We start from the raw sequence: 24418 nt of genomic DNA on the forward strand, positions 1-24418 counted from the left end.
GGTGACACTTGTCAGGACAGGGGCCGCGCGGGCCATACCGCCCGCTCTCACGACTTACCAAATCGTCTCATTCGAGCACGTGCAGCGCAATATCAACCCGCAAGGCGAGAGACGTTGCGAAACTCGCGCGGGCTGACGCCGGCATGATCGCGGAAGAAGCGCGTGAAATGCGCCGGCTCCGGAAAGCCAAACCGCTCGCTGAGCTCGCCGAGCGGCGTGTCCTCGCGTATCACGGCTTCCAGCGCGCGCTCCATGCGGACGACGTTGAGATAGATTTTTGGCGAGACGCCGAGCGAGGTCTCGAAAAGGCGGAAAAACTGCGCGCGCGACAGGCCTGCGCCCTTCACGAACTGGTCGACGTTGCCATAGGAATCCTGAGCGCGCATCGCATCCCTCGCGCGGCGGATGCGCCAATCGCAGCTCACCGCGCTCATGCTACGGATCGAGGTCGGGAAGCTGCGCCAGGGCGTGAAGCGCTCGATCACCGCGATCATCAGATCGGACAGCATCTCCTCGTGCGTCCGCACGGCATCTGGATTCGCCATCATTTCGGCCGCCAAATGCAGCGTGAGCTGGCGGATGCGCGGCGACACCTCGCCCGACGGACGCTCGAAAAAGCCCGGCGCGCCGCTCGCGGCCCACCCCGGTCGGAACTCCTTCAGCCATTCCGGCTCGATATAGAGCGCCATGATGAGCGTGCGCGGCCGGTTGACGTCATGCACGTAGGCGTGAGGCTTCCACCCATCGACCAGCACAGCGGTGATGTCCGTGAGTGGGGTGACCTGGTCGCCGACCATAAACTGCGTGTCGGCGCCCTCGACCTTGAGCAGGACGTGGCAGTGATGATGGGCGTGGCGGACCAGCGAACGGTCCATGTCGAGCAGAGCAACCCTGCCGAAGGCACCGTGAGCGATGCGCAGAGCTGTGGACACTTAGGCCTCCCTTCAGATATTGCCGTCCTTTCCCGTCATCATAGGCCGGACCAACTCTCAGCGCGAGACTGAACTGAGGCAAGCATCATTCATTGCAGGCCAACACCACGCGCGGCCCGTGCACGCTCCCGCAATTGCGTAAGCGTTGCATTGGGAGTGATCGCTTCCGGATCGATCCTAAGTTCCAGAACGGCGGGTTTGCGTTTCTCGTCGGCGAACGCCTTGGCCCGCGCAAACGCCGAAGCAAATGTCTCGGTGTCGGCGACCAGTTCGCCGTAACCACCAAAGGCGCGCGCCAGAGCCGCAAAATCCGGGTTGTCCAGTGCCGTCGCGTGTACTCGTCCTGGATATTCCTTCTCCTGGTGCATGCGGATTGAGCCGTACATGCCGTTGTTGACGACGACCACGATAATGCCGAGGCCATATTGCGCAGCCGTAGCAAGCTCGTTCGCACTCATCAAAAAGCAGCCGTCGCCCGCGAAACAAACAGCCGTACGCTGAGGATGAACCAGCTTGGCGGCGATCGCCGCTGGCAGACCATAGCCCATTGAACCCGAGGTGGGCGCAAGCTGGGTCCGGAAGCCGCCATAATGATGGAATTTGTGGACCCAGATGGCATAGTTGCCGGCGCCATTCGAGATGATCGCGTCCGCTTGAAGCACCTCGCGCAAATGCAGCATGACTGCGCCGAGATCCACGGGACCCGGCATCGGTCCCGGTACCTGCTCGGCGACGAAATCCGCGCGAGCGGCCCTAATCCAGGTTTTCCGCCGCTCTCTCCCGCTTGCCTCCGATCCATCCTGCGGCCGTAGCTGCGCGATGGCGGCAGCCAATTCCGGCATGCCGGCGTTGATCAGGAGGTCGGCTTGGTAGATGCGGCCGAGTTCGTTCGGGTCGGCATGCGCATGAACAAAGCGCTGCGACGGCCGCGGCACCTCGAACAGGGTATATCCTGATGTCGTCGTCTCGCCCAGGCGACCGCCTATTGCAATGATGAGGTCTGCGCTGCGAATACGTTGAACGAGCTTCGTGCTTGGGCCAAGTCCGGCATGACCCACATAGTTTGGATGCCGATTGTCCAGAATATCCTGCCGCCGGAAACCTGCAGCGACGGGCAAGTCGAATGTCTCGACAAAAGTCGCGAGGTCTGCGCAAGCGCGCGCATTCCACCCGCCGCCGCCGACAAGAACAAGCGGCCGCTCGGAAGCCTCGACCATTTCGGCAAGGCGCAAGAGCTGCTCGACGCTCGGATGCGCCGCCGCCCGCTGATAGGGTCTGGCATTCTCGGCCACAGCTTCTTCGGCCAGCATATCCTCGGGAAGTGAGACAACAACTGGGCCCGGACGCCCCGATACCGCGACATGAAACGCACGACTGACCAATTCCGGGATTCGGTCAGCGCGGTCAATCTCGACCACCCATTTGGCCATGCCACCGAACATCTGACGAAATTCGACCTCTTGCCAGGCCTCACGGCCCAACATTCCCCGGGCAACCTGTCCGATAAAAAGGATCATCGGCGTCGAGTCCTGCGAGGCGGTATGAACGCCGATTGCTGCGTGGCTTGCGCCTGGCCCACGCGTCACGAAGCAAATGCCCGGCTGGCCGGTCAGCTTCCCATAAGCCTCAGCCATGTGGGCCGCACCGGCCTCATGACGCGCTACGACGGTCCGGATCGCATCGCTTGCTCCGGCCAGGGCGTCGATCGCGGCCAGGAAGCTTTCCCCCGGCAGGCAGAACACAGTGTCGACGCCATGGATTCTCAGCGTGTCGATCAGGATTTCGCCGCCGCTGCGCGGGTACGAGGCCTTCATTCCTGACGGGTCGTCGGCCGCCGATAGTCTCATCGTGGAAGACTCGCGACCTTTCATGTTCGGCTCTTCCAGGGAATGAGCCGATGTTCGATCTCATCGAGTAAGACCGAAAACAGGAAGCCGAGCACGGCGATGACCAAGAGGCCGACATACATCGTGTCGACCGTCAGAACCTGCCAGGCGTTCCAGATCATGTAGCCAATACCGTCGCTGGCGGCGACCATTTCCGAAATCGCGATCAGGATCAGTCCCATGCCAACCGCGAGCTTCACGCCCGCCATAATTGCGGGCAGCGCGCCCGGCAGGGCTATGGTCCGAAACACCTGCCAGCGGTTCGCCCTGTAGTTCTGTCCGACGTCGAGATAGATCTTATCGATGTTGGCGACGCCGACCACCGTATTGATGACAATCGGGTAGAACGCGCCAAGGGCAACCATGACCACCTTCGACATCTCCCCCAACCCGAAAATCAGCAGCACGAGCGGGAGAATGGCACTCTTCGGTATCGGATAAGTCGCAGAGATCAGGGGATCGATCGCCGCGCGCAGGGGCCGCGATATACCCATGGCAAGACCAAGGAGCAGTGCTGGAATGCCGCCGAGCAACATCCCAAGCCCGAGACGTTTGAGGCTTGCCATGATATTGGCGCCGAGCTCCCCGGAAGCGATCAGCGCGGCAAACTGATGAACGATGGCAGAGGGCGGCGGAAAGAAGCGGGTGTCGAGGAGCCCGAAATACGCGGCGAACTCCCAGAGCCCCAGCAACACGACGGGAGTGCCGATTCCGACCAGCCTGTCGCGGCCTTTGACCTCCACGCTCATACCCTACCTCCTTCGGCGTTTTGACGTGCGCGTTGCACCTCCTCGCGCAACTGCTCCCAGATGTGAAAGACGAGATCGCCATAGGCAGGCTTTTGCCGCAGCTCCAGCACGTTGCGTGGACGCGGGAACGGCACGTCGAGGACTGCTTTCGCTCGTCCCGGGTTTGCCGTCATGATCATGATGCGGTCACCCAGCGTGACGGCTTCGTCCACGCTGTGGGTGATGAACACGACTGTTTTCTTTGTCGCCTCCCAGATTCGCAACAATTCCTCGTGGAGCAGAAGCTTGTTCTGTTCATCCAGCGCCGAGAACGGCTCGTCCATGAACAGGATCTCCGGATCGTTGGCAAACGCACGTACGATCGAGACGCGTTGCCGCATGCCACCCGAGAGCTGACTGGGGTAGCGGTCGCGGAATCGCCATAGGCCAATACGCACAAGCCATGAGCGAACGGTGTCAGTGACCTGCGCCTCTGGAACGTGCCGCATTCGCAGGCCGTACGCGGCGTTGTCGAACACCGTCATCCATGGAAACAGCGAATCGCCCTGAAAGATCATGGAATTGACCGGTCGCTTCTCGTCGGTTCTATTGACGACGACCTTGCCAGCGCTGTGGGTATCCAGCCCGGCCAAGATGCGAAGCAGCGTGGTCTTGCCGCAACCGCTGGGGCCGACGATGACAAAGAACTGCCCCTGCGGGATATCGATGGTAATGCCGTCAAGGGCAACGAAGCCTGACGTACCGAACTGCTTGGTGACGCCCGCAAGCGACAGCTGCGGTGTCGATGGTACCACCTCAGGCCGGCCTTGCTTGTTCAACACGCTGGTCATAGCCATTACAGATCCTCGCGTTTGCTCAGTTCTCGGCGGTCTTGTAGGGACCAAGCTTCTGCACGGCCTTCTCGGCGAATGAGCCGTCGACGACATCCTCGACCTTGGCTGGCCGTTCTAGATAGCCGTTATCGGCAAAGAACTTCAGATCATCGGCCATGCTCTTCATATTGACTTTGCCGTTGGGGTCGATGCCGTTCGGCACCATTCTCTCGAAAAGACCGGGATCCTTGAGACCCGTGCTCTTCATGATGGTTTGGATCACCTTGTCGGCACCTTTGCCGGCGAACTTCCCGCCCGCCGTGGCATCGTTGTAAACGCGCGCCGCCTTGAGGTAGGCGACCATGAAGCGCTCCGCCACCGTCGGACGCTTGGCGATGAAGTCGCCACCATAGAGCAGCACGGCGACCTGCTGATCGGCATAACCGTCGGCCACGAATTTCACGGCGACACCGCTATTGACCGCCTGCGTTGCCGAAGGCTCGGTCGTGATCGCGGCATCGATGGCGCCCGTGCTGAAGGCTGCGATCTGCTGCGGGTAGTTGATGAAGTTGTGATTGACGTCTTTGTAAGTCAGCCCGGCGCTGCCGAGGATATGGCTCAACTTTGCGTTGGTCGCGGCTCCGGGCCCGACCTCTCCGAATTTCAGCCCTTTCAGGTCTGCAACGCTCTTGACGCTGGCGTTGTCGACCAACGTCTTTCGTACCAGCAACGGCATGTAGTCGTAGGAGCGCGGCGTGGAGCCCTTGTCCGCGACGACCTTCACATTGATACCGCGCGCGACCGCATTGTAGAGACCTGCGGACGATGCACCGGCACCAACATCGATCTGGCCGGCCCCCAACGGAGCGATCATCTTCGGGCCGGAATCGAAACTGATCAGCGTGACGTCGAGATTTTGTTCTGCAAAGAAGCCGCGCTCGGCCGCCAGGTGGAAGACGACGTCGCTTACTACGTTGTTGATCGCGACCTTGACCTCGTCAGCCTTTCCCGCTTGCGCCGGCGCCAGGCTCGACAGCGCCAAGAAACTCAAGGTCAGGCCCGCGCCGATCGTCTTAACGAACATGTACTACCTCCCAATGTTTATCCGCAGTCCGCGACTTGCTGGACGCGTTTGGTTGTTGCGTACGGCTCTGCCGCTCGCCTACCGCGCTCTTGAGACAACGCGAGAAAAAGCGGCATTGGGATCCTTTTCCAGGACCGCAGCGAGATCGACATCTTCCTCGCCCTTGACGTGGATGCGCTTGAACTCGAGTTCGGGTGCGTCGACCGGCACGGTCGCATCGAGCCCCATTTTGGCGCCGATGCCGTTGTTCGTGGTCGGATCGAGCTTGGAGCCGAGCGCACCGGAAATAACCAAAAGATCGCGATCGGCCTGGAAGCGTGTCGCCACGGCCCACTCGATCTCATCAGTATCACTGATGTTGACGTCCTTGTCGACGATGACCACCTGCTTGATGTCATAATGGGCGCCGAAGGCGCACATGATGACGTTCTTCGGCTCGCCGTCCGCGATCTTGTGCATCTTGACGGCAAGATGGTAGCGACAGGTGCCGCCGCGGGTGAGGCGCACGTCGAGCACATTCGGGAAGCTGCGCTGCAAATGTTGCAGCAACGTTGCCTCGCGCGGAACGCCGCCGAGAATGAGGTGCTCGTAGCCGCCGCCGACGATGGTGTGGTAGATCGGCTGGGCGCGGTGCGTGATCATGTCGACCTCGATCACCTCACGATCGGCGCGCGGCCCGTAATACTGCGGAAATTCGCCGAACGGGCCCTCCGGCTCACGCACACCGGGAAGGATTCGCCCTTCGATGACGATCTCCGCATGGGCGGGAACGCGGACGGAGTTGGTCTTGCACTTCACAACGTCAATCGCGTGACCGAGCAGTGCGCCGGCAATCCCCATTTCGTCCTCGTCCAGGGCGGCGATCGCCTGTGACGCAAGCATCAGAGCCGGGTGAACTCCAATGACGATCGCGATCTCGAGAGCCCCGCCTGCCTCTTCAGCCATGCGGAAATAGGACAGCGTGTGCCTGGGCAGCAACAGAACCCCGATGCGGTTTGGCCCGCTGATCTGGCAGCGGTGGATCGAGACATTCTGCGTGCCGTTGCGCGGGTTGCGGGCGATCAACAGGCCTGCCGTAATGTAGGGCCCGCTGTCCCGCTCGTTATGTTTCGGGATCGGCAATTGCCGGAGAAGGTCAACCTTACTGTGGATGACCTCCTGGACCGGCGCGCTTGAAACTTCACGACTGGGCAGCGGCGCACGCGCTGCTGCGAGGAAATGAGTCAGCAATTGCTCTTCGTCAGCACCAATCGACTCGGCGACCCAGTCCCGCGCCGCGAACAGATTCGCCACCACCGGAATCTCGTGTCCCTCCGGCCTCGGAAACAATACCGCGCGTTCGCGCTCCAGCCGCTTCGATATCGCTGCGAGCTCGTCGGCAAGCGCCACTCCCTCACGGGCAACGGCGAGTTTGCCGCGCTCGGCGAGGTGCGCGAGCCAGGCCCGCAAGTCCTTGGGCGCCTCGGCCACGGCGGCTCTGGCCAGATTCTCGGTCCGCATGCTGCGATTCTTCCTTGGTCTTCTTGGATCGTCAGGGGGCAATTTTTCGCAACGAACGACGCTTCAACGCCTCGTCCTCGCCCCACCGGCGCACCACGCCGATGTCGATGTCGAACAGGTCGAGCACACGTCCGACAGTATGCTCGACCATGTCGTCCAGGCTGTCGGGCTTGGCGTAGAACGCCGGCACCGGCGGCGCGATGATCGCCCCCATCTCCGAGAGCGCCGTCATGGTACGCAGGTGTCCCGTGTGGAGGGGCGTCTCGCGCACCATCAACACCAGCTTGCGGCGCTCCTTGAGCACGACGTCGGCGGCCCGCGTCAGCAGCGTTGTGGTGACGCCGGAGGCGATCTCCGACATCGACCGCATCGAACACGGTGCGACGATCATGCCTGCCGTGCGGAACGAGCCGCTGGAAATGGAGGCCGCCATGTCGTCGTTAGCATGGTTGGAATGGGCGAGCGACCTTACCTCGGCGATCTTCAGGTCGGACTCATAGGCGAAGGTTTGCTCGGCTGTTTTTGACATCACGAGATGCGTTTCGATCCCGGCATTGCGCAGCAATTGCAGCAAGCGCACGCCGTAAATGACGCCGGACGCGCCGGAAATGCCGATAATCAGCCGCGTGGGCGCCCGATCTTGCATGACGTTTCCCTCAACTCCCTTAGTGCCTCGACGCAAGTGACGGCCAGCGCCCGAAGCTTTGAAGCAACAGTAGAGGCAAGCGGGCATCAGAACAAATAATGATTGATGATAAGTTCAATCATCTTTAGTGATGTCGTGGCGGCCATCCGGATGTGCAGCGCGCGCAGGGAGGAGAGATCGATGGAATTCAGGCAGATGCAATACTTCCTTTGCCTCGCGGAGGAGAAGAACGTCACGCGCGCCGCCCGTCAGCTCAATATCGTTCAGCCGGCACTGAGCATGCAGATTGCCAAGCTCGAGGCCGAGTTGGACCAAAAGCTTTTCGAGCGCAGCATCCACGGAATGACACTGACAGTTGCAGGCGAGACGTTCTCGCGACTCGTGTCGCCTATCGTGCGCGACGTCGAATACGCAAAGCAGGAAATGGCGCGGCTCAACGGGCGTATTTCCGGCCGTGTATCAGTCGGCCTGATCACGTCCGTGGCGCAGAGCACAATGGCAAGTTCGTCTGCAACTGTCGCGCATCTCTATCCGGAGATCACGCTTTCGGCCTGCGAGGGCTATACGGAAACGTTGACCGACTGGGTCAACTCCGGACAGCTCGACTTTGCGCTGATCAACGTGCCGCGCAGGCGCGTTTCTCTCGCGACGCACCATGTGATGGACGAAGAAATGGTGTTTGCCTGCCGGAAGGATGCTCCGATAAATCCGCCAGCGAACCTGCGTTTCGGCGACCTGGCCGACTTTGACCTGGTCATGCCGTCGAAGCGGCATGGCCTGCGCATGATCCTAGAAGAGCACGCCGCCGCAGCCGGCATCGAACTGAAGCCTCGCTTGGAACTCGATACCTTGCCCGCGGTCTGCGACGTGATCGCCACCACAAATCTTGTGACCGTGTTGCCGACCATTGCCCTTCAGCAATCGCTGGCGGACGGCAGGGTAAAGGCGCATCGCTTTGCCGAACCGCGGATCGCCCGATCGATCGCCTGGGTACATCATCCCAGAAGAACCGTATCGGCCGCGGCGAAAGCGGTGCTGGATATCATCTGCAAGGACCTTGTCGAGGCGGCGGCGTCGGCAAGCAATTACATGCAGCCGGCCTCCTCGGCGGCCCCAAGGCGCCGGAAGGGGCCCCGCATCAAGTCGCGCTGAACACCCTTCATCAATCATCAGAAACTATAGCAGTCATCATCTCTAATTATTTGCGATGATGATTGCACGCGCCTTATGAGAAGAGCCGTCACGCAACAAAGGCTCAGTTCATGTCGGGCGATCTTCGCCGCCACGCATCTCCGCAAAAGAATTCCTGGGGTGCCGGCGCTGGAACAAGCCCGGAGGCGCGCTTGCGTCAGCGGTTGCCCACCTTGGACGACATCGAACGCCGCACCCGCCGTCGCATTCCGCGTTTTGCCTTCGACTTCCTCGAAGGCGGCACGGGAGGAGATTTGAATACGAAGCGCAATCGTCAAGCGCTCGATGCGGTGGAATTGGTCCCACGTTACGGTGCACCGGGACCGGTGCACACGGAGGTCGAGCTGTTCGGCGTGCGATGCGCCGCACCGATCGGTATTTCGCCGGCAGGCGTGGACGGCATCGTTTGGCCCGGCGCCACCAAAATTCTTGCCGCTGCGGCCGCGAAGGCGCGGATTCCTTATATGGCCGGCACGCTTGCCACCGCCACGATCGAGGAGGTCGCGGGGCTTGCCGGTCCCTACGCTTGGTTTCAGCTCTACGGTCTGCCGGCAAATGACCATTCCGTGACCTTTGATCTGATCAAACGGGCCGGAAGCGCCGGTGTTCATGTGCTCGCAGCGACCTTGGATGCGCCGGTTCGCTCAAAGCGCTCCCGCGATTTGCGGAACGGCCTGGTCGTGCCGTTTCGTCCGACTCTCAAGACTATCTTCGATGTGGCTTCCTCGCTTCCTTGGTTGTTGGCCCTGCTTAAGGAAGGAACGCCGGCTTTTCGCAACATGGAGCACTACGTCGACAAGCCGCCAACGCAGGCAGGAACTGCCGGGTTTGTGCAGAGCCAGATCAAGGGTACGTTTTCGTGGGATACCGTGAAGCGGATGCGCGACGCCTGGCCCGGTGCATTGGTGGTGAAAGGCGTCATGCATCCCGCCGACGCCGAGCAGGCTGTTGCTGCAGGTGTAGACGGCATCCTGGTGTCCAATCATGGGGGCCGACAATTCGATGCAGCGCCCGCCGCAATCGACGTCCTACCAGCCATAGCAAGATGTGTTGGGACCAGGGCGACCATCCTGTTCGACAGCGGAATCCGATCGGGGCTGGACGTCGCGCGTGCGATTGCCTTGGGCGCGCACGGCACACTTGCTGGCCGCGCATTTCTTCTCGGGCTTGGTGCGCTCGGAGAGAGCGGCGCGACCTATGTGGCCGAACTCTTGAAGGAAGAGCTGGAGACCGCCATGGGGCAACTTGGTGCGCCGTCGGTCGACATGCTCAGCCGACTGACGCGCCGTCATCGGGACGCGTTCGATTTCACCTGAAGGAGAGGACGTCGTGTTCATTGCCACAACCGGCGAAATGCTGACGGATGATCTTGACGAACGCCTGCGCGGGATTGTGGGTTCTCAAGGTCTGATCGAGCAAAGGGCCGAATTCGAGCGGTATTGCGTTTCTTTCGATGGTGTATTCCGGGGATCCGCGCGCTACATCGTCTGCCCCTCCTCCACTGCCCAGATGGCAGCCGTTGTGACGGCATGTCGACGGGCGGGCGTTCCGATGGTGCCACAAGGGGGTAACACCGGCTTGGCAGGCGGTGCTCAGCCGGCCGATGCGCACAGCGTGATCATTTCGCTGGAGCGGATGCGCGCTTTGCGCGCTATCGACCCGTCCAACGACACCATGACCGTCGAGGCTGGAATGACGCTGGCGGACGTGCAGATGCATGCTGCCCGCGTCGATCGACTATTTCCGTTGAGCCTCGCTTCTGAAGGATCTTGCCAGATCGGCGGCAATCTCTCGACAAATGCCGGAGGTACGCAGGTTCTGCGCTACGGTAATATGCGCTCGCTCACGCTCGGCCTGGAAGCGGTGCTTCCCGATGGCGGAGTGTGGAATGGGCTCCGGGGCCTGCGTAAAGACTCGACTGGCTACGATCTGAAGCAGCTTCTCATAGGAGCCGAGGGCACGCTCGGCATTATCACGGCAGCGACACTGCGGCTGTTTCCAAGACCACGCGATTTCGCAACGGCCCTCGTCGGGCTGCCAACGCCGGCAGCCGCGCTGGACCTACTGCACCTTGCCCGCGCGCATCTGGGCGAAAGCCTCAATGCTTTCGAGCTGATGCGGCAGGAATGCATGAAATGGGTGCTAGTCGCCCTACCTGGCGCCATTCCACCCTTCGCCGAAGAATATCCATGGTATGCGCTGATCGAAGCCGCAGGCCAGGGTGAGCCGGGGACGTTGCGCAGCCCGATGGAAGAAGCGCTCTCTAAAGCGATGGAAGAGGGCCTGGTCATCGACGGCGTGCTTGCAGATTCCGAAGCGCAACGCCGGCGTCTTTGGGCGCTGCGCGAAGGCCAAGCCGAGGCACAGAAGGCGGGCGGCGCGGGAATCAAGCACGACGTCTCGGTGCCGGTGTCGCAGGTGCCTGAGTTCATCGCACGCGCTGATGCAGCATTGGCCAAGGTCGTACCAGGCATCCGTCCCTTCGCCTTTGGCCATGTGGGCGACGGCAACATCCACTACAATCCAATGCCGCCCCTGGGTGTTGAACCGGCCGCCTTTGCGCGGCGACGTGAAGAAATCAACCGTATCGTCCACGACATCGTCGCCGACCTTGGCGGCTCCATCAGCGCGGAGCACGGTGTCGGCCAGCTACGTGCGTCGGAGTTGGCCCACTACAAGTCTGGAGTCGAGCTGCGCGCATTCCGCGCACTCAAGAGAGCTTTTGACCCGCATGGTTTGATGAATCCCGGAAAAGTTCTCACCTAGTTCCGCTGATCGTCCCACTTGCAACAAAACACAGTCATCGACAAAGTGTGCGCCTTGCGAGCATGCCGTCACTGCCGTAAGCCCACCGCAACTCCCAATGCAGCAGCGCGTATGGCCGATCTCTACCCGGATGCTGCTCGAACACGCCGGCGACCTCGGCTCCGATCGTGACCTCCTGCATGGGATCGCCGAGGAGGTTGCCGATCATGCGGATCCGGCCGGCATGTGGCAACTCCACCAGGACTGCGAGATACGGCCCGTGCTGCCGGAGTGCCGGATGCGACGGATGCCAGATGCGCTCCCAGCTGAAGATGCGGCCGTGCGGGGCGATCTCGACCCAGTCGGGATCGAACACGTGACATCGGTGGCAGATCCATTCGGGGCCAAATTGCCAGGTCCCGCACCCGCTGCAGCGCTGCACGAGGAGTCGGCCTTGGCGCAAGCCTTTCCAATATGGTGCTGATAGCCCGTCCGGTTCGGCCGTTGGAATCGGAAGCCCCTCGGGAAGATAGAAAGAGCTGTCCGAGCTGCTCACAGCGTCGCCTCCGAGCCCAGGACAAGATTGCTGACCGGTGTGACCATCGGACCACCGATCACCATCGCCACGTCATTGCGTTCGGCGAGGTTCACGGACGTGCCGCGCACCTGGCGCACGGCTTCTAGCACCAACTCAAAGCCATGCATGTAGCATTCGGCGAGATTCCCGCCGCTGGTGTTGAGCGGAAGACGTCCCGAAGGCGCGAGCAGGTTTTCGGGCGTCAGGAAGTCATTGGCCTCGCCCGGCGCGAAAAAACCATGCTCTGCCAGCGCCATCACCACGCCTCCCGTGAAATTCTCATAGCACTGAACGACACCGACATCAGCCGGCCCGAGACGAGCCATGCGATAGAGATCGGCTGCGACCGTATCGAAGCTGGCACTGGCATATTGGGGCGCGTTGTGCGGCACAGCTCCGGCACGATATCCCGATCCCACCGCCGCGCCCAGCAGGTAGGCCGGCCTGCTGCGAAACTCGCCGGCGCGATCGGCAGCGACGAGCACGATCGCTGCGGCGCCGTCATTCTCCATGCAGCAATCATAGAGATGGAAAGGCTCGGTGATCCAGCGCGAGGCGTCGTACTTTTCGGGGTCGAGCGGACGGCCGTACATGACCGCGCGTGGATTGGCCTGGGCGTGACGGTAGGACGCCAGCGCGATCGCTCGGAGCGCCTCCTGACGCACGGCGTGCTCGTGCATGAAACGACGAACGCGCATTGCAAAGCGTTGAGGCGGAGCCAGCACGCCATAAGGCATCAAGTATGCCCTCTCGCCAGAGACCGTGTCGATGTCTCCGGCCTGGCCGAAGCGGCCGTGTTGGCCTTGGGCCAGAGATCTGAAGACGACCACGCAATCGGCAAGGCCAGCGACAATAGAGGCCGCGGCATTGGCCACAGCGGCGCAGCAGCCGCCTCCGCCACCGCCCCATTGCATCGTGGCCGTACGAAGCTGGCGGATGCCGAGCGAAGCAGCGAGGCGAGACGCCTCGCTACGGTCATCGCCATAGGAGGAGAAACCGTCGATCTCACGCGGATCGATCCCGGCATCCTCGCAAGCGGCGAGGATCGCATTGAGGGCCAGCTTGAACTCCGGATCAGGTGAGGTCCCGTGGCGGTAATACTCGGTCTCGCCGATGCCTATCACGGCGACCCGGCCTCGCAGCGTGCGCTCTGATCTCTGCGTTGACCTCAAACTCTCGTGTCCTCGTTGCGCATCTAGAGGTCCAACGTCAGTGTTTTCGTTTTCGCGCCCGAACAGCAGATCATCATCGTCTTGTTCGTTGCCTGTTCCTCCTTGCTGAGAAACTGGTCGCGGTGATCGGGTATGCCCTCCAGGATGCGCGTCTCGCAGGTGCCGCAGACGCCTTCCATGCAAGAAAAGCTCGCGGCGATCCCGGCTTCCAGCAGCGCATCGAGGATCGATTTGCCGGGCTCCACCAAGATGGCGCGATTGCTGCGGGCGAGGCGAATCTCGAAGCCGCCTTCCACCGCCGCTTCTTGCTTCGGCTTGAAGTACTCGACATGAACGAGATCGGCGGGCCGTCCGGCTGTTGCCGCCTCGAACGCCTCCAGCATCGGCGTTGGGCCGCAGCAGTAGAGATGGGCGTTCGCCGGCGCCCGGGCCACGATGCCCTGGAGGTCGAATAGCTGGCCTGCCCGCTCGTCATCGAAGTCAACATGCAGGACGTCTGGCCGACCTACGTTGAGTTCGTCCAGGAATGCCGCGACCCGTCGCGTTCTTGCGGCATAGAACAGCTGCCAGCGCCGTCCGAGTGCCTCGAGCCGACGGACCATCGAGAGCAGCGGGGTGATGCCGATCCCGCCCGCAATCAGCATCGAATGATCCGCGTGCTCGACGAGCGCGAAGTTGTTGCGCGGGCCGGACGCGACGACCGTATCGCCTGCACGGATCTGGTCGTGGATGAAAGCGGAGCCGCCGCGACTTGCCGGATCTTTGTTGACTGCAATCACGTAACGATGCCGCTCGCGCTGGTCGTTCACCAGCGAGTAGGAACGAATGAGGCCGTTCAACAGGTGCAGATCGATGTGAGCGCCGGCAGTGAAGGCCGGGAGCTCGGCGGCATCGAGCGGGACGAGCTCGTATGATTTGATGCTCTCTGCCTCGGGGGTGATCCGCTTCACACGCAGCTGCAGCATCGCGGCGCCTCACACATCGTAGCCGAAATCGGCCCCAAGCCTGGCCTTCATGAAGGGCGCGCCGACGTCAGCCCATTGTTCTTCCGGCGGCAGTCGTAACGATACCGCCCGGACCATGAACACGTCGGGATCGGTGACACCCTTCGGCTTCACGCCGTGGTCTCTGTACGCACCGAGCGCTTCGAGGATAAACCGTCTCGTCATCGCAATGCCGGTATCGCTCGCGCAGAGATTTTCCCTGGTGCGATCGAAGATCGGCGACACCCCGCTCTGACACGCCCCGTCCTGCACCCAAAGCCCGGGCAGACCCGAGAACCACGTGGTCCGCTGCGCTTCGTAGTCGAACTGGAATCCGTTCTGCGGATTGTACCTGGTCCAGTACCCGGCATAAGGAACCGTCACCGGCTGCTGCACCAGCGCATGCCGGCTGGCATGTCCGCTCTCGCGGCCGTTGTGACCTTCCGCGAAGACTTGGCGCGTCTTCGGCAACAACGGCTTCGAGGGATGATACGAAAACATGATGCAGAGCGTGTTCTCGTCGTCGATCGGAACCCAGGCGTGCCCGCTCAGGTCGGGGAACGGAGACAGTGGCGGCACCAGCGTATAGAACGGCAGCACGAACTGGTTGACCCGCCAGTACAAGGTGTTGGCATCATAATGGCGCCGCGCGGCAATGCTCATCCCAAAATCTTGCTTGATGCATTCGAAGGTCGGGCGGAGATCGCGCTTCTGGATCCAGGCGCTGGTCGTGCCCTGCGAATCCAGGCGTCCATGCAGCAACGGCGCATGCGCCGAGTCGATCTCGCCTTCGACGGCCTGTAGCCAGTTGCATTCCTGGACCCGCAGCGAGATATGCACCTGATCCTGCGGCACGAGATTCCATTCGACATTGGGCAGCGGCGGGGGCTCGACCTGCTCGGGCCCCATATAGGCCCAGATCATCCCGTTGCGCTCCCTGCAGGGATAGGCCTTGATCCGCACCCGCTCTTTAAGGCGGCTGCGCACCGGCTCGGCAGGCATGTCCGTCACTGCGCCGGTGACGTCGAACTTCCAGCCGTGATAGACGCAGCGCAAACCGCAATCTTCATTGCGCGCAAACACCATCGGCGCGCCGCGGTGCGGGCATGCCTGGTCGACCAGGCCGACCCGCCCTTCGCTGTCCCTGTAGGCAACGAGGTCCTCCCCGAGCAACCGGATACGCTTGGGCTGACCGTCGGCGGCAAGGTCGGCGGACGGCAGGAACGGAATCCAATAGAGTCGGAACAGATCGCCGAGGGGCGTCCCCTTTCCGACCCTGACCAGTCGCTCATTATCTTCGTGCGTCAGCATTGGCGTCCTCCGTAGGCGATTGCGCGATCATTGTTGCGGCGGCCGGTCCAGCAGCCGAGCCACGCGCTCCGCGAGACCCAGCTCACGCGCAGTCCAGATTGGATCGGATGTCGAGAGTGGCCGGCGTGGCACGGGCGGCTGCTTGCCTTGTTCAACGAGTCCGACGATGATTTCTATTCGCCGGCGCTCGAGCTCTCTCAGAGCATCTTCGACCACGGCGCTTTCGGCCGAGCACCCGGGAAGCTCGGGGTAAGCGAGACGAATCCGCCATTGGCCGGGCCCACTCTCGGTTGCCTCGGCCTGCAAGAGATAGGGTATCGACAACAGTTCTCGCAGCCCCATCGCCATCTCTCAGGGACGCCTCGCCGCGTTCATGTGCTCGAATGCCCGCGCGCGAATACGCAAGCGCCGACTGCCCGGCCGGCATCGGGGCAAAATGCCCGGCCGAGGAACGTGATATCTGCCCGGGCTTGAACCTGTCGGGGTCGACGCGGCGAATGCGCCAAGTCCGATCCCTCCCTGCACCGAATGAATTCGGCGCGATCGCGTCTCCCTTGCGCTCTTCCCATCCGCATTCGCCTCCCTGACCCGCCGGCGCAGTTTTCGCGCAAGACCCGCATGCGGACCCCGGCGCATTTCGACCCTCGACAGGGCATTGTTCTGCACCTATAATGGTCCAACCATTGAGATATGTCTAGGAGAATTGCAGCGCTATGAGCTTCACCGAGGAGCAGGTCGCCTTTCGCGACAGCATTCAGAAAGTCGTCGCCAAGCACGTCGCGCCGATCGCGGCCGAGATCGATGAAACCGACCGCTTCCCCGAGGAGGTCGTGAAGATCTTCGGTGACATGGGCCTGATGCAGCTCTGGGTCCCGGAGCAATATGGCGGTCCCAACGGCAACCTCACCATGATGTGCATCGCGAGAGAGGAGATCTCGAAGGTCTCGCCGGCCTGTGCCTCGATCGCCGGCCTCAACACCATGTTCATCATGCCACTGCTGCACTTCGGCTCGGAGGAGCAGCGCAAGCGGTTCCTGCCGATCATCGCCAGGGGCGGCGTGGTCACGGCGATCGCCATTTCCGAGCCGCAGGCAGGCTCGGACGTCTCGGCGCTCAATACGCGGGCCCGGAAGGATGGTGACAGCTACGTCATCAACGGCCGCAAGCAATGGTGCAGCTATGGCGTTGCCGCCGACTACATCGTGCTGATGGCGCGCACCAGCGACAGTCCCGGCTCGGACGGCATCAGCGCCTTCATTCTCGAGCCGAAGAAAATGCCCGGCATCAGCTTCGGCCGCCACGAGCGTAAGATGGGTTTCCGCGGCGCGCCGAATACGCCGATCTTCCTGGATAACGTCCGCGTCCCTGCCGAGAATCTCGTCGGCGAGGAAGGCAAAGGCTTCAAGGCCTCGATGCGCGCGCTCGACCTCAATCGGCCGACGATCGGCGCTCAATGCGTGGGGCTGGCGCAAGGCGCGTTCGAGGCAAGCCTCGCCTACGCCAAGGAACGCAAGCAGTTCAAGAAGAGCATCTCCGAATTCCAAGGCATCCAGTTCATGCTGGCGGACATGGCGATGCAGATCGAGGCGGCGCGCGCCTTGGTCTATGAATGCGCCCGCGCCGGAGACGTCGGCGACTGGCAGCGCCTCAACCTGCTTGCGAGCATGGCCAAGTGCTTCGGCAGCGACATGGCGATGAAGGTCACCACCGACGCGGTGCAGATCTTCGGCGGCTACGGCTACACCATGGATTATCCCGTCGAACGGATGATGCGGGACGCCAAGCTGACCCAGATCTTCGAGGGCACCAACCAGATCCAGCGCCTCGTGATTGCCCGCGAACTGCTTCGATAAATCACAAAAGAACGAATGGGAGGAAATACCGTGAGCCGTCGATCCGCTCTGTCATTTTCGATCTTTGTCACCGCGCTGTTGTCGGTGGCGAACGTACATGCCCAAAAAGCCTATGGGCCAGGCGTCAGTGACACCGAAATCAAGCTCGGCCAGTCGACCCCGCTCAGCGGCCCGGCCTCCGCGTTCGGCGCCGGGGCCGGACGGGCGGTGGTGGGCTATTTTGACATGATCAACGAGCGCGGTGGGATCAACGGACGCAAGATCAGCTTCACGCAGCTCGACAATGCCTACAGTGCACCGAAAGCCATCGAGCAATCCCGAAAGCTCATCGAGGATATCGGCGTGCTGGCCGAGGTCGGCACGATCGGAACGGTGCCGAACGTCGCGATCCAGAAGTATCTGAACTCCAAGAAGGTGCCGCAACTCCTGATCACGGCAGGAGGACGCCGCTTCAACGATCCCAAGCAATTTCCCTGGACCGTTCCACTCTATCCCGACTTCGAGACCGAAGGCCAGGCGATTGCCAAGTACATCATGAAGACCAAGCCGGACGCCAAGATCGGCGTCCTCTACCAGAACGACGATTTCGGGAAGGATTATGTGAAAGGCCTACGCGCCGGGCTGGGCGAAAAGGCTGGTCTGATCATCGCCCAAGTCTCCTATGAAATCGCCGACCCGACCATTGACTCTCAGATCGTGCAGTTGAAGTCCGCCGGCGTCGACACGCTGATCGAGCAGTCCTCGGCCAAGGCTGCCGCCCAGTCTATCCGCAAGGCACATGAGCTGGACTGGCATCCGCTGCACATCATCGGCGGCTCGACCGCTTCTGTCGAGACGGTGCTGAAGCCCGCCGGACTCGACGCCTCGCGCGGATTGGTCACCACGCAATTTCTCAAGCAACCGGGCGATCCGGCCTGGGCCAATGACGACGAGGTCAAGGCCTACAAGGAATTCCTCAGGAAGTACGCACCGTCGGTGAACCCAGACGACTACTCCGTTCTCGTCGCCTATATGAACGTCAATACGCTCGGAGCCGTGCTGAAGGCCTGCGGCGACGATCTGACCCGCGAGAGCCTGCTTCGCCAGGCGACATCGCTCCACGGCCAGCGCATGCCGATGATGCTGCCCGGTATCACCATCAGCACCACGCCCGAGGACTATGCACCTTTCAAAACTCTGCGCATTGCCGTTTTCGATGGTTCCAGCTGGACGCTCTCCGGCGAGCCGATCACGGCGGATTAAAGAAAGGAGCGGTGGGTCGCGTCTCGTGCGCGCCCCACCGCAAGTTTGGCCTTCGTGTTTCGGCACCGCGACGGTCGTGATGCTTAGGGAGGACGAAGGCGGATCAAAGACTGATATGGAAGCCGCCATTGACTCCGATGTGCTGGCCCGTCGTGTATGAGGCTGCATCCGAGAGCAGGAAGCAGACGGTCTGCACCACCTCATCCGGGGTCGCCCAGCGTGCGAGCGGGATCTGCGCCAGAATGCCGTCCCTGAACTTCTCGCCGCGAACGACCTCGGTCATCGGCGTTTCGACCACGCCGAAGCAGATCGAATTGGTCCGGATGTTGTACTTGCCCCATTCGCGCGCTGCGGTCATCGTCATTCCGAGCAGACCCGCCTTGGCGGCGGCATAGTTGATCTGGCCGACGGACCCTTTCCGCCCGGCATCGGACGAGATGTTGACGATGGAACCGCCTGAGGCGTCGCCGTCCTTGGCGCGCTGAACCAGGTGACGCCCGACGGCCTGCAACCAGAGGAAGGCGCCGGTGAGATGAACATCGATGACCTCCTGCCATTGACGCATGCTCATCTTTTCGATCATCGCGGGGCGGATGATGCCGGCGTTATTGACCAGCCCGTTTACCGAGCCGAACCGACCGACGGCCTCTGCAACGGTGCTGGCGGCGAGCTCCGCGTCGGTGACGCTGCCGACGACCTTCATCACTCGATCCGCCGGCAGGGCCGCCAGGACTGTCCCGAGCGCTTCGCCATTGAGATCGACGGCGACGACATTCGCTCCGAGCCCAACGGCCAGTTCGATCGTTGCTTTGCCGATACCCTGTGCAGCGCCGGTGACGACCACCGTTCGGCCTTGCAGTGACATTATGTTCTTCGTCATTCGCGATTCCTTTGTTCGTGGGTAAAGGTCAGCATTCTGCCCGGCTGTGAATTCATTAGGTCGACGCCCAGCCATGGCTGAGCACCAGCGCCTCGCGCTCGGTAACGCGCGCCTGGAACGCGATGCGATCGTCGAGACGCCAGCATTCGAGCCGGATCGTGTCTCCTGGGAAGACAGGCGCGGACATGCGGGCGCGGATTGCTTTCAGCCTTGAAGGCTCGCTGTCGCAGAAGGCTTCAACCAAGCCGCGACAGGCAAATCCGTAGGTCGCAAGTCCGTGCAGGATCGGCCGTGTAAAGCCAACCTTGGTAGCGAAGTCGGGGTCGATGTGCAGAGGGTTGAGATCGCCGGAGAGGCGATAGAGCACCGCCTGGTCCACCCGCGTCGGCAGCGTGATCACCCGGTCCGGCGCGTGATCGGGAACAGGCATCGGCGCGCTCGCGGGTTCGTCGCCGCCGGAGCCTTGCGAGAAGCCGCCGTCGCCACGCAGGAAGAGCACCTGTTCACCGACCGCCACCAGTTGATTGGTGGCCTCGTCCCATAGCTCCTTCTCGACATGCATGACGGCGCCCTTGCCGTCACCCTTGTCGACCAGCCGCGCAACGCGGCTCCTGCCGACCAGAACGCCACTGGGAGGAAGCACGGCATGCATCTGCACGGACTGCTCGCCATGCACCATCTTCGCGAAATTGATGCCGAGCTCCGCATTGTCCCGCATCCAGGCGCCCGGCGACGCCAGGACCGTGGCCATGGTCGGAAGCGCAACGAGATTCTTCTCGTACACCAGGCGCAGCTGCCGCTCGTCGAGCGGGTCGCTCGCGGCACCGACACCGAGCGCGTAGAGAATGGTGTCTCGTGTCGCGTAGGCGTGGCGGACGTCTCCGGAGCGCCAGGCGCGCGTCTTTGCGTAGTCAACCATGATCGGCAGCTCTCCCTCGGGAACGGCTCATATCCGCTATTGGTCTTTGGTTGAACCAATGATATAGACCCGGCACGTGGTGGTCAACGCTGCCGGATGCGGGAAGCGGCCACGGACGGAACGTGAGCGCGAGAGAGCCGATGAGCATTCGAGGCAAGGCCTGCATCGCAGGCGCCTATGAGCATCCGACGCGAAAGGCGCCGGACAAGACCGTGGCCCAATTGCATGCCGAATGCGCGCGCGGCGCGCTGGAAGATGCCGGCCTGCGGCTCGAGGATGTCGACGGCTACTTTTGCGCCGGCGACGCGCCTGGCCTCGGCGCAAACAGCATGGCGGACTATCTGGGACTACGGCCCCGCCATGTGGACAGCACCGATACCGGCGGGTCTGCCTATCTGGTTCACGTCTCCCATGCAGCCCAGGCCATTGCGATGGGCAAGTGCAACGTCGCCCTGATCACGCTCGCCGGCCGACCGCGCAGCGAGGGATCGAGCGGCGTGGCGCCGAGGCTGGTCGGCGCCGGCACGCCGGATGTGCCGTGGGAAGCGCCTTATGCGCCCGTCACGGTCAACATGTATGCGCTCGCGGCTAACAGGCACATGCATGAGTACGGCACGACCGGTGAGCAATTGGCCTGGATTAAGGTCGCGGCAGCCACCCACGCCCAGCACAATCCGAATGCCATGCTGCGCGAATCCGTCACCGTCGACGACGTGCTTGCTTCGCCGATGATCTCCGATCCCCTGCATCGGCTCGACTGCTGCGTCGTCAGCGATGGCGGCGGTGCGCTGGTCGTCGTGCGCCCCGAGATAGCACGCTCGCTCAAGCGGCCTGTCGTCAATGTTCTCGGCGCGGGCGAGGCGATCAAGGGTCAGCTCAACGGTCAGGTCGACCTGACGTTCTCGGGCGCGGCGTGGTCCGGCCCACGCGCGTTCGAGGAGGCCGGAGTCAAGCCGTCCGACATCCAATATGCCTCGATCTATGACAGCTTCACTATCACCGTGCTAATGCAGATCGAAGATCTCGGCTTTTGCGAGAAGGGCAAGGGCGGGCGTTTCGTCGCCGACGGCAATTTGATCTCCGGAGTCGGCAAGCTTCCCTTCAACACCGACGGCGGCGGCCTCTGCAACAACCATCCCGCCAATCGCGGCGGCATCACCAAGGTGATCGAGGCGGTCCGCCAGTTGCGCGGTGAAGCGCATCCGAAGGTGCAGGTCCGCGATTGCAGCCTCGCTTTGGCCCAGGGCACCGGCGGCCTGCTCGGCTCCCGCCACGGCAGTGCCACCCTCATCATGGAGCGCGCGTGAGATGACGACGATTTACCAGGACCGCCCGCTCGGTTCGGCCGTGCATGACGGCGCAACCGAGCCTTTCTTTGCCGCGACAGCGGCCGGATCGCTACGCATCAAGGTCTGTATATCCTGCCGCAAGCCGCACTGGTATCCGCGCGCTCTTTGCCCCTATTGCCTTGGCGATACCGAATGGCGCGACGCCAGCGGCAAGGGTGAAATCTACAGCGTCAGCGTCACCCGCCGTGCCGGCCCTGTTCCTTACGCGATCGCCTATGTGCGGCTCGACGAGGGCGTGACCATGCTGAGCAACATCGTCGATTGCGATCTCGACTCCTTGCGCATCGGACAGCGGGTCCACGTCGTCTTCAAGCCAGCCGAGGACGGGGCGATGATCCCGATGTTCGCGCCCGACCAGGGCTGACGAACCGCTCCGATCTCGCTCCCAAAGGAGGCATGCATGACGCTCGATCCAATGCTCCGGCAATCGCTTTCCTTGCCTGCCATCTGCGCGCCGATGTTCCTGGTCAGCGGCCCGGACCTCGTTCGCGAGGCGTGCAAGGCCGGCGTGATCGGCGCCCTGCCCCGCCAGAACGCCCGCTCCTTCGAAGAGTTCGCTGGCTGGCTGCGCGCGATCCGCGAGGATTTGCGCGAACACGCCGCGCAGGCGCCGGGTCCGATTGGCCCGCTCGCTGTCAACTTGTCGGCAAAGACGCCCGAGAACGATATCGGGAAGCACCTGGATCTCTGCGCCGAACAAGGCGTCGATATCGTCATCACTGTCGGCGGCAATCCCGAGCTCATCGTCGAGCAGGCACATGATCGTGGAATAAAGGTGTTCCACGACATCACCAGCATCCCGTTTGCCGAACGCGCCATCGCGGCTGGCGTCGACGGCCTGATCTGCATCGGCGCCGGCGGCGGCGGTCATTCCGGCACGATCAGCCATCTGGCCTTGATCCGCAAGGTCCGCTCGATTTTTGACGGCACGATCGTGATGGCCGGTGCCATATCGGACGGCGCCAGCATCCGCGCCGCGGAAGTGCTCGGTGCCGACCTCGCGTATCTTGGCACGCGATTCATCGCGACCCGGGAGTCCCTGGCGGCCGACGACTACAAACGCATGCTCGTTGCGCAGACGTCCGCCGACCTGATCTACACGGAAAAGGTTGCCGGCGTGGCTGCGAACTGGCTTGTCGAATCGTTGCGCGCTGCGGGTCTCGATCCGAACGTCTTGCCGGAGCCGAACGGCAAAGGCATGCGGCATGACCATCTGCCTGACAGCGCAAAACCCTGGAAGACCTTGTGGAGCGCCGGTCAAGGGATCGACCTGATCGACGACATTCCTGCCGTCGCGGACCTGGTTGCCCGGCTGAAGCGGGAATATGCTCAGGCTTGCCAGATTCCCGCCATGGTCTGAACGGTTTTGAACGCCGAAGCGCTTGTGCTTAGAGCCCGAGCACCTGCCTCGCAATGATGTCGCGTTGGATTTCCGAACTCCCGCCGAAGATCGTGTTGGCGCGGCCGTTGAGATGACGGGGCACCGCGCTCAGCACGTCTTCCGGAATCAACGGTTCGTCATCGAGCGCGTAGAGAGGACGACGGGTTTCCTCCACCAGCGCATTCTGCCCGACGATGTCGAGCCCGACGCGGGTGATGGCCTGATGGATTCACTGGCACGCAGCTTGAGGATTGATGACACCGGTCCGGGATTTTCGCCTCTCTGCAGCGCAGACAGCACCTTCAACTCGGCGAACTCCAGTGTCTGAAGATCGAGCTCGATCTCCGAAAGTTTGGTTGCGATCTCCGGGCGCGAAATCGCGTGACAGGAGAGGTCGGAGTTGGCGAGTAGCCGAACTTTCTCCAGTGCATATTCCAGTTTCGGCGAGTTGACACCGCCGCCCCGCTCGAATTCCAGCAGATACTTGCCGTAAGTCCAGCCCCGCCCCTCCTCGCCGACCAGGTTGGCCACGGGGACTTCGACGTCGTCGAAGAACACCTGGTTGACGTCATGGTCGCCGCTGATCATCATGATCGGGCGGATGGTGATGCCGGGCGATTTCATATCAATCAGCAGAAAGCTGATGCCGTCCTGTTGCCGGGGCTCGTCGCTGGTGCGGACCAGCGCGAACATGCGGTTTGCAAAATGCGCATGCGTGGTCCAGATCTTGGTGCCGTTGACGACGTAGCGCTCCCTACGGCGGACCGCGCGCGTCTTCAGCGAGGCAAGGTCCGAGCCCGACCCCGGCTCCGAGTAACCCTGGCACCAACGGTCCTCGCCGCTGAGGATACGGGGCAGATAGAACTTCTTCTGCTCGGTGGTTCCAAAGCGCATCAAGACTGGACCCACCATCTTGATGCCCATGGGCGAGAGCTGCGGTGCGCCGGCGCGCACACACTCGGACTCGAAAATCCAGCGTTGAGCCGCCGACCAGCCGGGCCCACCATGCTCCTGCGGCCAGCCTGGCGCGACCCAGCCGCGCTCGTGCAAAGCCTTTTGCCAGGGTGCGACGATGTCGGGATCGGAGAAGAAGGAGACATTCAGAGAGCTGGCGCGCCGCAACTCGGGCGAAAGATGCGCCGCAATGAACGCTCGTAGCTCATCTCTGAAGCGCAGTTGTTCGGGGGTGAGTGACAGGGACATCGT

General features: G+C 62.3%; 21 protein-coding genes and 2 pseudogenes. 8 read left to right on the forward strand and 15 right to left on the reverse strand.

Features of this window, described 5'->3' with window-relative positions:
- Window positions 1-92: 92 nt before the first annotated feature.
- The 7 genes from ACNJX8_RS35810 to ACNJX8_RS35840 form a co-directional block, all read right to left on the reverse strand.
- Complete coding sequence (locus tag ACNJX8_RS35810; RefSeq protein WP_439358527.1) at window positions 93-932, reverse strand: helix-turn-helix transcriptional regulator; 840 nt, start codon at window positions 930-932, stop codon at window positions 93-95.
- 89 nt (window positions 933-1021) lie between these two features.
- Complete coding sequence (locus ACNJX8_RS35815) at window positions 1022-2746, reverse strand: thiamine pyrophosphate-binding protein (RefSeq protein ID WP_439362025.1); 1725 nt, start codon at window positions 2744-2746, stop codon at window positions 1022-1024.
- Window positions 2747-2799: 53 nt separating this feature from the next.
- Window positions 2800-3567, reverse strand: coding sequence for an ABC transporter permease (locus ACNJX8_RS35820; RefSeq protein WP_439358528.1), 768 nt, complete (start codon window positions 3565-3567; stop codon window positions 2800-2802).
- Window positions 3564-4403: an ABC transporter ATP-binding protein gene (locus tag ACNJX8_RS35825; RefSeq protein WP_439358529.1), complete on the reverse strand. Its 840-nt coding sequence runs from the start codon at window positions 4401-4403 to the stop codon at window positions 3564-3566. The genes ACNJX8_RS35820 and ACNJX8_RS35825 overlap by 4 nt, the downstream gene beginning before the upstream one ends.
- A gap of 19 nt (window positions 4404-4422) precedes the next feature.
- A complete protein-coding gene (locus tag ACNJX8_RS35830; RefSeq protein WP_439358530.1) occupies window positions 4423-5463 on the reverse strand; it encodes an ABC transporter substrate-binding protein in 1041 nt (346 codons plus the stop codon).
- A 78-nt stretch (window positions 5464-5541) separates the two neighbouring features.
- The gene (locus ACNJX8_RS35835) at window positions 5542-6963 is read right to left on the reverse strand and encodes a UbiD family decarboxylase (RefSeq protein WP_439358531.1); all 1422 of its coding nucleotides are present in this window, start codon (window positions 6961-6963) and stop codon (window positions 5542-5544) included.
- A 31-nt stretch (window positions 6964-6994) separates the two neighbouring features.
- Window positions 6995-7609 (reverse strand): UbiX family flavin prenyltransferase, encoded by a 615-nt coding sequence (locus tag ACNJX8_RS35840; RefSeq protein WP_439358532.1) that lies wholly within the window; start codon window positions 7607-7609, stop codon window positions 6995-6997.
- A gap of 180 nt (window positions 7610-7789) precedes the next feature.
- Between ACNJX8_RS35840 and ACNJX8_RS35845 the strand changes: the two genes are divergently transcribed.
- From ACNJX8_RS35845 to ACNJX8_RS35855, 3 genes are all read left to right on the forward strand, one after another.
- A complete protein-coding gene (locus tag ACNJX8_RS35845; protein ID WP_439358533.1) occupies window positions 7790-8761 on the forward strand; it encodes a LysR family transcriptional regulator in 972 nt (323 codons plus the stop codon).
- Between the two features lie 212 nt (window positions 8762-8973).
- Complete coding sequence (locus tag ACNJX8_RS35850) at window positions 8974-10116, forward strand: alpha-hydroxy acid oxidase (protein WP_439358534.1); 1143 nt, start codon at window positions 8974-8976, stop codon at window positions 10114-10116.
- Window positions 10117-10129: 13 nt separating this feature from the next.
- Window positions 10130-11566 (forward strand): FAD-binding oxidoreductase, encoded by a 1437-nt coding sequence (locus ACNJX8_RS35855; protein WP_439358535.1) that lies wholly within the window; start codon window positions 10130-10132, stop codon window positions 11564-11566.
- A gap of 34 nt (window positions 11567-11600) precedes the next feature.
- On the opposite strand, the gene ACNJX8_RS35860 is transcribed toward ACNJX8_RS35855, so the two are convergent.
- The 5 genes and pseudogenes from ACNJX8_RS35860 to ACNJX8_RS35880 form a co-directional block, all read right to left on the reverse strand.
- Window positions 11601-11921 carry a Zn-ribbon domain-containing OB-fold protein gene (locus ACNJX8_RS35860; protein WP_439362026.1) on the reverse strand — a complete coding sequence of 107 codons (321 nt, stop codon included), beginning with the start codon at window positions 11919-11921 and terminating at the stop codon, window positions 11601-11603.
- Window positions 11922-12101: pseudogene (locus ACNJX8_RS35865) on the reverse strand (Zn-ribbon domain-containing OB-fold protein); the annotation flags it as partial.
- Complete coding sequence (locus ACNJX8_RS35870) at window positions 12098-13246, reverse strand: thiolase C-terminal domain-containing protein (protein ID WP_439358536.1); 1149 nt, start codon at window positions 13244-13246, stop codon at window positions 12098-12100. The gene ACNJX8_RS35870 and the pseudogene ACNJX8_RS35865, both read right to left, overlap by 4 nt.
- A gap of 71 nt (window positions 13247-13317) precedes the next feature.
- Complete coding sequence (locus ACNJX8_RS35875) at window positions 13318-14259, reverse strand: PDR/VanB family oxidoreductase (RefSeq protein WP_439358537.1); 942 nt, start codon at window positions 14257-14259, stop codon at window positions 13318-13320.
- Between the two features lie 9 nt (window positions 14260-14268).
- Window positions 14269-15588, reverse strand: a complete 1320-nt coding sequence (locus ACNJX8_RS35880) for a Rieske 2Fe-2S domain-containing protein (protein ID WP_439358538.1) — start codon at window positions 15586-15588, stop codon at window positions 14269-14271.
- 713 nt (window positions 15589-16301) lie between these two features.
- On the opposite strand from ACNJX8_RS35880, the gene ACNJX8_RS35885 reads away from it, so the two are divergent.
- Together ACNJX8_RS35885 and ACNJX8_RS35890 are read left to right on the forward strand one after the other, a co-directional pair.
- Window positions 16302-17441 carry an acyl-CoA dehydrogenase family protein gene (locus ACNJX8_RS35885; protein ID WP_439358539.1) on the forward strand — a complete coding sequence of 380 codons (1140 nt, stop codon included), beginning with the start codon at window positions 16302-16304 and terminating at the stop codon, window positions 17439-17441.
- 30 nt (window positions 17442-17471) lie between these two features.
- On the forward strand, window positions 17472-18683 hold the full coding sequence (locus ACNJX8_RS35890) for an ABC transporter substrate-binding protein (protein WP_439358540.1): 1212 nt from the start codon (window positions 17472-17474) through the stop codon (window positions 18681-18683).
- A 103-nt stretch (window positions 18684-18786) separates the two neighbouring features.
- On the opposite strand, the gene ACNJX8_RS35895 is transcribed toward ACNJX8_RS35890, so the two are convergent.
- Together ACNJX8_RS35895 and ACNJX8_RS35900 are read right to left on the reverse strand one after the other, a co-directional pair.
- Window positions 18787-19563 carry an SDR family NAD(P)-dependent oxidoreductase gene (locus ACNJX8_RS35895; protein ID WP_439358541.1) on the reverse strand — a complete coding sequence of 259 codons (777 nt, stop codon included), beginning with the start codon at window positions 19561-19563 and terminating at the stop codon, window positions 18787-18789.
- Window positions 19564-19618: 55 nt separating this feature from the next.
- Window positions 19619-20482: a MaoC/PaaZ C-terminal domain-containing protein gene (locus tag ACNJX8_RS35900; RefSeq protein ID WP_439358542.1), complete on the reverse strand. Its 864-nt coding sequence runs from the start codon at window positions 20480-20482 to the stop codon at window positions 19619-19621.
- Window positions 20483-20622: 140 nt separating this feature from the next.
- Between ACNJX8_RS35900 and ACNJX8_RS35905 the strand changes: the two genes are divergently transcribed.
- Genes ACNJX8_RS35905 through ACNJX8_RS35915 form a run of 3 tightly spaced genes read left to right on the forward strand, consistent with a single transcriptional unit; the run spans window position 20623 to window position 23191 of the window.
- Window positions 20623-21789, forward strand: a complete 1167-nt coding sequence (locus ACNJX8_RS35905; RefSeq protein WP_439358543.1) for a thiolase domain-containing protein — start codon at window positions 20623-20625, stop codon at window positions 21787-21789.
- 1 nt (window position 21790) lies between these two features.
- Complete coding sequence (locus ACNJX8_RS35910) at window positions 21791-22195, forward strand: Zn-ribbon domain-containing OB-fold protein (protein WP_439358544.1); 405 nt, start codon at window positions 21791-21793, stop codon at window positions 22193-22195.
- 36 nt (window positions 22196-22231) lie between these two features.
- Window positions 22232-23191, forward strand: a complete 960-nt coding sequence (locus ACNJX8_RS35915; protein ID WP_439358545.1) for an NAD(P)H-dependent flavin oxidoreductase — start codon at window positions 22232-22234, stop codon at window positions 23189-23191.
- A 28-nt stretch (window positions 23192-23219) separates the two neighbouring features.
- Here ACNJX8_RS35915 and ACNJX8_RS35920 read toward each other — a convergent pair.
- Window positions 23220-24415 (reverse strand): annotated as a pseudogene (locus ACNJX8_RS35920) (acyl-CoA dehydrogenase family protein).
- Window positions 24416-24418: the final 3 nt, after the last annotated feature.

Source organism: Bradyrhizobium sp. SPXBL-04 (assembly GCF_051853035.1).
In the GTDB taxonomy this organism is placed as follows: Bacteria; Pseudomonadota; Alphaproteobacteria; order Rhizobiales; family Xanthobacteraceae; genus Bradyrhizobium; species Bradyrhizobium zhanjiangense.

Bases quoted from the DNA above. Each gene is read 5' to 3' on its own strand.
- ACNJX8_RS35815 (WP_439362025.1), bottom strand. From the start codon at position 2,746: ATGAAGGCCTCGTACCCGCGCAGCGGCGGCGAAATCCTGATCGACACG.
- ACNJX8_RS35820 (WP_439358528.1), bottom strand. From the start codon at position 3,567: ATGAGCGTGGAGGTCAAAGGCCGCGACAGGCTGGTCGGAATCGGCACT.
- ACNJX8_RS35825 (WP_439358529.1), bottom strand. From the start codon at position 4,403: ATGGCTATGACCAGCGTGTTGAACAAGCAAGGCCGGCCTGAGGTGGTA.
- ACNJX8_RS35830 (WP_439358530.1), bottom strand. From the start codon at position 5,463: ATGTTCGTTAAGACGATCGGCGCGGGCCTGACCTTGAGTTTCTTGGCG.
- ACNJX8_RS35835 (WP_439358531.1), bottom strand. From the start codon at position 6,963: ATGCGGACCGAGAATCTGGCCAGAGCCGCCGTGGCCGAGGCGCCCAAG.
- ACNJX8_RS35840 (WP_439358532.1), bottom strand. From the start codon at position 7,609: ATGCAAGATCGGGCGCCCACGCGGCTGATTATCGGCATTTCCGGCGCG.
- ACNJX8_RS35845 (WP_439358533.1), top strand. From the start codon at position 7,790: ATGGAATTCAGGCAGATGCAATACTTCCTTTGCCTCGCGGAGGAGAAG.
- ACNJX8_RS35875 (WP_439358537.1), bottom strand. From the start codon at position 14,259: ATGCTGCAGCTGCGTGTGAAGCGGATCACCCCCGAGGCAGAGAGCATC.
- ACNJX8_RS35880 (WP_439358538.1), bottom strand. From the start codon at position 15,588: ATGCTGACGCACGAAGATAATGAGCGACTGGTCAGGGTCGGAAAGGGG.
- ACNJX8_RS35885 (WP_439358539.1), top strand. From the start codon at position 16,302: ATGAGCTTCACCGAGGAGCAGGTCGCCTTTCGCGACAGCATTCAGAAA.
- ACNJX8_RS35895 (WP_439358541.1), bottom strand. From the start codon at position 19,563: ATGACGAAGAACATAATGTCACTGCAAGGCCGAACGGTGGTCGTCACC.
- ACNJX8_RS35900 (WP_439358542.1), bottom strand. From the start codon at position 20,482: ATGGTTGACTACGCAAAGACGCGCGCCTGGCGCTCCGGAGACGTCCGC.
- ACNJX8_RS35905 (WP_439358543.1), top strand. From the start codon at position 20,623: ATGAGCATTCGAGGCAAGGCCTGCATCGCAGGCGCCTATGAGCATCCG.
- ACNJX8_RS35910 (WP_439358544.1), top strand. From the start codon at position 21,791: ATGACGACGATTTACCAGGACCGCCCGCTCGGTTCGGCCGTGCATGAC.
- ACNJX8_RS35915 (WP_439358545.1), top strand. From the start codon at position 22,232: ATGACGCTCGATCCAATGCTCCGGCAATCGCTTTCCTTGCCTGCCATC.